We start from the raw sequence: 6,470 nt of genomic DNA, 5'->3' as shown, positions 1-6,470 counted from the left end.
TCGATGGTGGTGGAGCCGAGGCGGGCGTCCGGGCCGGGCATCAGCGACCGGTCGTCCACCTTGATGCCGTAATACGGCGCCTGCGGGTCCGTGATCACCTGGCGCGGATCCTTGTCGTAGGCCAGGACCTTGGCGATCATGTCGTCGAGATGGACCGGGACGGGTCCGCCGACCTCCCGCATCCCGTTCGCCGGCGCGGCCAGCGCCGCCTCGGCCATCGCGGCCGCGACGTCCTGCGCCGCCATCGGCTGGAACAGCGTGTGCGGCAGGCGCACGGCGCCATCCACCATGGAGAAGTCGGCGATGCCGCGGACGAACTCGAAGAACTGGGTCGCGTGGATCAGGGTGTAGGGGATCGGCGAGGCCTTGATCAGGCTCTCCTGTGCCAGCTTGGCGCGGAAATAGCCGCTGACCTGCAGCCGCTCGGTGCCGACCACCGACAGGGCGACATGGTGGCGAACCCCGGCCGCCGTTTCTGCCGCGGTGATGTTCCGGCCGGCGGTCTGGAAGAACGCCAGCGCCGCCTGGTCCTCGAAGGACGGGGCGTTGGCGAGGTCGACCACAACGTCCGCGCCCGTCAGCGCCTCGGCCAGCCCCTGGCCGGTGATGGTGTCGACGCCCGTGCTCGGGGCGGCGGCGAGGGCCTGGTGGCCCTTCTGGCCCAGCAGGGCCACAACCTTGGAACCGATCAGCCCGGTCCCACCGATAACGACGATCTTCATGGGTTCACCTCTCCTGGACAGGGCGCGGTCCTGGTTGAAGGCCGGCGCCTGGGTATGAAAAAGATCGCGGATCTCGGGGCCCTCCACCATTGTGCCGGCCGGTGGTCCCGCACACCAAAGGATGGGGGATCCTGGACCTTGGCATAGGTCGGAGCCCGGAGGCGCCTAGGCCTGCGCCGCGCTGCGTTCCGACGGAAACCAGAGGCGGAAGCACGCGCCCCCTTCCGGACGGTTCGCCACGGCGATGCCGCCGCCATGCGCCGTCATGATCGACTGGCAGATGGCGAGGCCGAGGCCGATGCCCTCGTCCTTGGTGGTGAAGAAGCCGTCGAAGATGCGATCGAGGTTCTCCTCCGCGATGCCCGGCCCGTTGTCCCGGATCAGCGCCACCACCGAGCCGCCTTCGCCGAGCCCGGTGGTCAGCTCGATATGGCCGTCCTTCAGGCCGGCCTGGCCGATGGCCTGGACGCTGTTCACCAGCAGATTGACCATCACCTGCTGCAGCTGGACCCGATCCGCGGTCACGCGGGGAAGTCCCAAGCCCAGCCTCACCGACAGCTGGATCGCACGGGTTTCGATATCGTGGCGGATGACGAGCAGCGCCTCGTCGACCACATCGTTCAGGTCCAGGAGCTGTCGTTCCGGCACGTGTTTCGCCGTCATGCCTCGGATGCGGTGGACGATCTCGTTGGCATGGCGGGCGCTCGCCACGATCCGCGTCGTCAGCTGGATGACCTTCGCCAGGTTCGGCTCGTCGCGCGAGAGCCAGCGCAGGCTGGTCTCCGCATTGGTGAAGATCGCCGCGAGCGGCTGATTCACCTCATGCGCGATCGAGGTGGCGAGTTCGCCGAGGGTCGAAATGCGGGCGGCCCGCGTGAAATCGGCCTGAAGCTGGCGCAACTGCGCCTCGGTGCGCAGCCGGTCGGTCAGGTCGTCCAGGCTGATGACCGTCACATCCGGCTGCTCCGGCGGCATCGGAAAGGTCACCGCGATCCGCACGTCGCGCAGCCGGCCGTCGATCGTGCGCAGCTTCATCACCTCGGCGTGGCTGCGACGCCCGTCGAAATGCGCGATCACCACCCGCCGGGCGGTCTCGGGGGAGACCTGGAACAGGCAGTCCACCGGACCGATGAGATCCATGGGGTTCTTCGCACCGAACAGCAGCTCCGCACTTCGGTTGACCTCCGTGATCTGCACGCTCCGTTTCGCGAAGTCGATCAGCTCCGGATGGGCATCGAGATACGAACCGATGTCGGTGACACCCTCTGCCCTCAGCCGCGTGAACACCTGGCCCATTGCCCTGGCATCGACCCGGAGAAGGGGGTTGGGCATGTGCTGCAGAAGCTTGCGATAGCGGTCCTCGCTCGCCCGCAGCGACCAGTAGGAGCGACGATCGTTCATCGCGCCCCTCACGGCCACGAACACCGTGTCGGCGCCACCCTCCCGCGAGCGCCACACCGTCAGCACGGGATCCAGCAGCAGCAGCGAGGTGATGTCGCGTGTCCGCATCGCGTGGGGGGACGGGTCGGTCACAACGGCGGCGATCAGTTCGGCAAGGTCGTCCTGGCTGTCCGGCGGCCAGAATTCCACGATGGGCCGGCCGATCATCTCCTCATGGCCGCCGACATTCCCCAACAGATGCAGGGCCCGCTGATTGAGATCGGCCACGCGGACACCGCCCAGCACGTCGCCGGACAGGTGAACATTGCCGCCGGATCTGTCGGCGTCCACCAAAGTCCGGACGCCAGCCGTATCGAGTGTCCAGTGCGCCGTCTCACGACACGGCGCATCGGGCTCCGGGGCGATATCGGGCCCATGCTCGTCGGGGAAAGGCAGCATCTCGTCCACGTCAGCCTCCGGGTGTTTTTTCTTCGCGGACCTGTTCGCCAGGCCCGTCGCCTTGATCCAGGGCCGCCCTGAGGTGACCGAGCAGCGCGCTGTCATCCACGGGTTTGGCCAGGTACGCGCAGGCGCCGCCATCCAGGGCGCGCAGGCGCGTTGCCGGATCGGGCACCGAGGTGATCATGACCACGGGCAAGGCCGAGCCGAGGGCGCGCAGCCGGCGCTGCAATTCGATGCCGTCCATCCCCGGCATTCGCACATCCGTGATGAGGCAATCGAACCCGTCGGGCGTGGAGCCGGCGAGGAATGCGGCCGCACGATCGAACACGCGGATCGAGAAGCCCATCACCTGAAGCAGCTCGGACAGCGCGTCGCGCATGGCTTCGTCATCATCGACGATCGCGATCACGGGCACCTTGGTCACGTGAGCGGTTGGGGTCACGTGAGCGGTTGGGGACACGCGGGCGGTTGGGGACAAGCGACGGCCCTCGTTGAGGCGGCTGGACATCCATGTCATGCCATCCGCGGCTCCTTCGTAACTATCCCGTGGTTCAGGTCGGCCGCGCCTCACGCAGGTCGCAGGGAATGGCCTCCCACGCGCGGATGAGTTCGCCGACCGACGTGGCGTGCATCTTCCGCATCAGGTTGCTGCGGTGAAGCTTGACGGTGACCTCGCTGATGCCGAGGTCGAAGGCGACCTGTTTGTTGAGGCACCCCTGCGCCACCGCGCGCAGCACCTGGCGCTCCCGCGGGGTCAGGGTCCGGTAGCGGTCGACATGCTGCCGGCAGATCCGGGCCCTGGCCCGCTGCGCGACGTCGCGTTCGATGCCGATGCCGACGGCGTCCAGCAAGGTCTGGTCGCGGACCGGCTTGGTCAGGAAATCGACGGCGCCGGCCTTCATCGCCTGGACCGTCATCGGAATGTCGCCGTGGCCGCTCAGGAAAACGATCGGCTTGGTCCTGCCGCTGGACGCGAGCTGCTGCTGCAGGTCGAGGCCGCTGGTCCCAGGCAGGCGCACGTCGAGGACGAGGCAGCCGGAGCGATCGGGCAGCGTCGTGTCCAGCAGCTCGCGCGCCGATGCGAAGCCGGCGGCATCGAACCCCACCGAGAGCATGAGTTCCTGGAGTGCATCGCGCACGGCATCGTCGTCATCGACGATCAGCACCAGGGGACGCTCCGTTGCGGCGGCCGTGTTCATGGGGCAAATCCGATTTCATGAGGCGATGCGCGCAATCACGCGACCCATAATTCGGACTCTAACAGTCCTTAATAGCGATCGCAATGATAATTAGGACATTATGTATCCTTAATAAAAAGAACCATCCGCCCGATGGCCGGATCGGGTCGGGTCAGCCCGCCGACCGCCTTCGGAAGATGGTCTGGATCGCGCCCAGGAAGACGTGCGGGCTGCGGTCGTGCCGCGGCCCATGGCGGGCATTCGCCTGGGCCTTTCGAGCCCGCGCGGAGAGACTGAGGGGGAGATCTTCGGCCAAGTTGCCCGGCGCTCATGGCTTCGGGTCCGATGAGCGGCGCTCATCGGACCCTGCAACCGATGCCCTGCGTGCCCGGCTAAACCTGACCAGCAGACTGAGCCTGGGGCGGGCTGGTCACGGCCGGACCGACGTGCCGGTCAATGGCACGCAAATCGGCAGATGGCGACCTGCACGCCCTTCTGGCTGCTGTCGGCCGCCGCGCTCTTGCCGGCAGCCTGCTCCTTGTGCACCGGCATGGTCGTGGCGACGGTACCGACCGAAGCAATCGCCATGGCCGACCCCAGAAAAACCCCAGCAATAATCGTCGCGACGGCAACCATAGTCTTGGAAGACATGACTCGTTCTCCGATTTGCGTTTCCAACCATGAAGTCAATAACCAGCCACTTCTGAAACAGCACATCAATCAGTGGTCGATTTCATTGACACACAAACCTTATTCGGCGCTGGGTTTTTATCCATCGCGTTTCCCGCACTGGCCGAAGTAATGGGCTTCACCTGAAATGCGAATGAAACAAATCCCGGGGCAATGGAGTGCGAGGGCCACGGCGGGCGCGGTCGGGCCTTCCCTTCAAAGGGGATGGCGACCTGCGTGATCGAGACCGATCCGGCGGTTCAGATAAATTCCGGCTGCACCGCGAGCATGAAGATATAGCCGACGCCACGCTCCGATCGGATGGCGGATCGAAGCGCCTGCCCCAGCTTTTTCTTCAGCCTGGTGACCTGAACGTCGATGGAGCGATCGTACACATCGTGCCTGAGGCGCGTCGCATCCAGTATTTCCACCCGTGACAGCGGAATTCGGGAGTTCTGGACAAAGACCAGCAGCAGCCGGAACTCCGTGTTCGACAGGGGGATGGCTCGCTTCTTTGAATCGACCAGCCTTCGGCCGCCCACGTCGAATTGCATATCGGCGAAGACATATCGCTTCGGCAGGCTGCCCGGCGGCGGCAGCTCGGTGTGCCCCTTGGGGAATTGCCCTCCCGACCGCCGGAGCAATATGACATGGGCCCGCGCCAGCAACTCCCGGGGCACCAGCGGTTTCACCATGCAATCGTCAGCGCCGCTGTCGAGCATCCTGGCGCATTCCGATTCCCCGGCCTGGGACGTCAAGGCGATGATCGCGGAGTGATGCCCGATCCCGTCCCTGCGCAAGATGCCGGCCGACCATTTGGCACAGGACATCGTGTCGAACATGATCAGATCCGGGTGGCTGTGGCTCACATATCTCTTGAATTCATAGAGGTTCGTCGCGCCCACAGCCTGGAAGCCGTTGTCGCTCAGATAGGACACGAAGACCGATCTTGTATCGTGATCGCCGTCGCAGACGATCGCATAGGGCGTGGCTGACTGATCTTCGTCGCTTTTGTCCCGATCCGCAGGTTCATGAACTCCGGTCCGATGAAACCGGGTCTTTGCAGCGTCGGACATGATGCGAAATCGGGTCATGGCTTTCGTCGGCAGAGGATCAAGGCGCGCGCTCACAACCACGCCGATCTGACGGCGCGAGGCATGCCCTGGTCCGCACAGACCGCTTGGCTCAGGCCCCATGCCCGCTGAGTGCTGCACGGTCCAGCCGCCATGGCTCGTCTTTCCCGGGCGATTGGGGGGCGCAGTTCGTCCGTCGGCGCGGCGTGGTCCGCCCGTCGGTTCGGCTTGCTCTCAGCGGAATGGGGATGCCCGCGGCATACCGGGACCCTAGTTGGGCGCCCGATCGGCGTCGATTTGGTGAATGGAATAGCCGGCCTATTCCGAAGCATAGGTCAGCCCGATGAAGGACCGCCGTCTCGCCGCGGGCGCAACATATGGTTCGTGTCCTTCCACGAAGAGCACGATGGAGACCTGGCCGCGTGGCCGCCCCTCTCAGTGATGCAGGATCTTGCTCAGGAAGGCCCGGCTGCGGTCGGTCTTCGGGTCCGAGAAGAATGCCTCCGGCGTGCCGATCTCGACGATGCTGCCCTGGTCCATGAACACGACCCGCTGGGCGACCTTGCGGGCGAAGCCCATCTCGTGGGTCACCACCATCATGGTCATGCCCTCCTCGGCGACGGCGACCATGACGTCCAGCACCTCGCTGATCATCTCGGGGTCGAGCGCCGAGGTCGGCTCGTCGAACAGCATGATCTTCGGCCGCATGCACAGGCTGCGCGCGATCGCGACCCGCTGCTGCTGGCCGCCGGACAACTGGCTGGGATAGGCGTCGACCTTGTCGGCCAGCCCGACCTTGGCCAGCAACTCGCGCCCGGCCTGCTCCGCCTCGGCCCGCGGGATCCGGCGCACATGGATCGGCGCCAGCGTGACGTTCTGCAGCGCGGTCTTGTGCGGGTACAGGTTGAACTGCTGGAACACGAAGCCGATCTCGGTGCGCAGCCGCGGCATGTCGGTGGCGGGGTCGCCCAGGCGCTGGCCGTCGA

7 protein-coding genes are annotated in these 6,470 nt (G+C 65.7%); all 7 read right to left on the bottom strand.

The genetic code is table 11. From position 1 onward, the window contains the following. Window positions 1-722 (bottom strand): SDR family oxidoreductase (locus AC3XYG_RS10020; protein ID WP_489139681.1); only part of this gene is annotated, 722 nt, incomplete at its 3' end. 165 nt (window positions 723-887) lie between these two features. Continuing rightward, complete coding sequence (locus AC3XYG_RS10015; protein ID WP_489139682.1) at window positions 888-1,697, bottom strand: sensor histidine kinase; 810 nt, start codon at window positions 1,695-1,697, stop codon at window positions 888-890. Between the two features lie 874 nt (window positions 1,698-2,571). Continuing rightward, window positions 2,572-2,973, bottom strand: a complete 402-nt coding sequence (locus AC3XYG_RS10010; protein WP_489139680.1) for a response regulator transcription factor — start codon at window positions 2,971-2,973, stop codon at window positions 2,572-2,574. A 142-nt stretch (window positions 2,974-3,115) separates the two neighbouring features. Then, entirely contained in the window at window positions 3,116-3,763 is a 648-nt protein-coding gene (locus AC3XYG_RS10005; protein ID WP_489139679.1) for a response regulator transcription factor, read from the bottom strand. A gap of 432 nt (window positions 3,764-4,195) precedes the next feature. Next, entirely contained in the window at window positions 4,196-4,393 is a 198-nt protein-coding gene (locus AC3XYG_RS10000) for a hypothetical protein (RefSeq protein ID WP_489139678.1), read from the bottom strand. A 278-nt stretch (window positions 4,394-4,671) separates the two neighbouring features. Next, window positions 4,672-5,505 carry a response regulator transcription factor gene (locus tag AC3XYG_RS09995; protein WP_489139677.1) on the bottom strand — a complete coding sequence of 278 codons (834 nt, stop codon included), beginning with the start codon at window positions 5,503-5,505 and terminating at the stop codon, window positions 4,672-4,674. 414 nt (window positions 5,506-5,919) lie between these two features. Continuing rightward, window positions 5,920-6,470: amino acid ABC transporter ATP-binding protein (locus tag AC3XYG_RS09990; RefSeq protein WP_489139676.1), on the bottom strand; the 551-nt coding region annotated here is incomplete at its 5' end.

Source organism: Inquilinus sp., from assembly GCF_057815775.1.
Note: the sequence above shows the minus strand (reverse complement) of the source record. Positions and strands in the feature narration are given on the sequence as shown.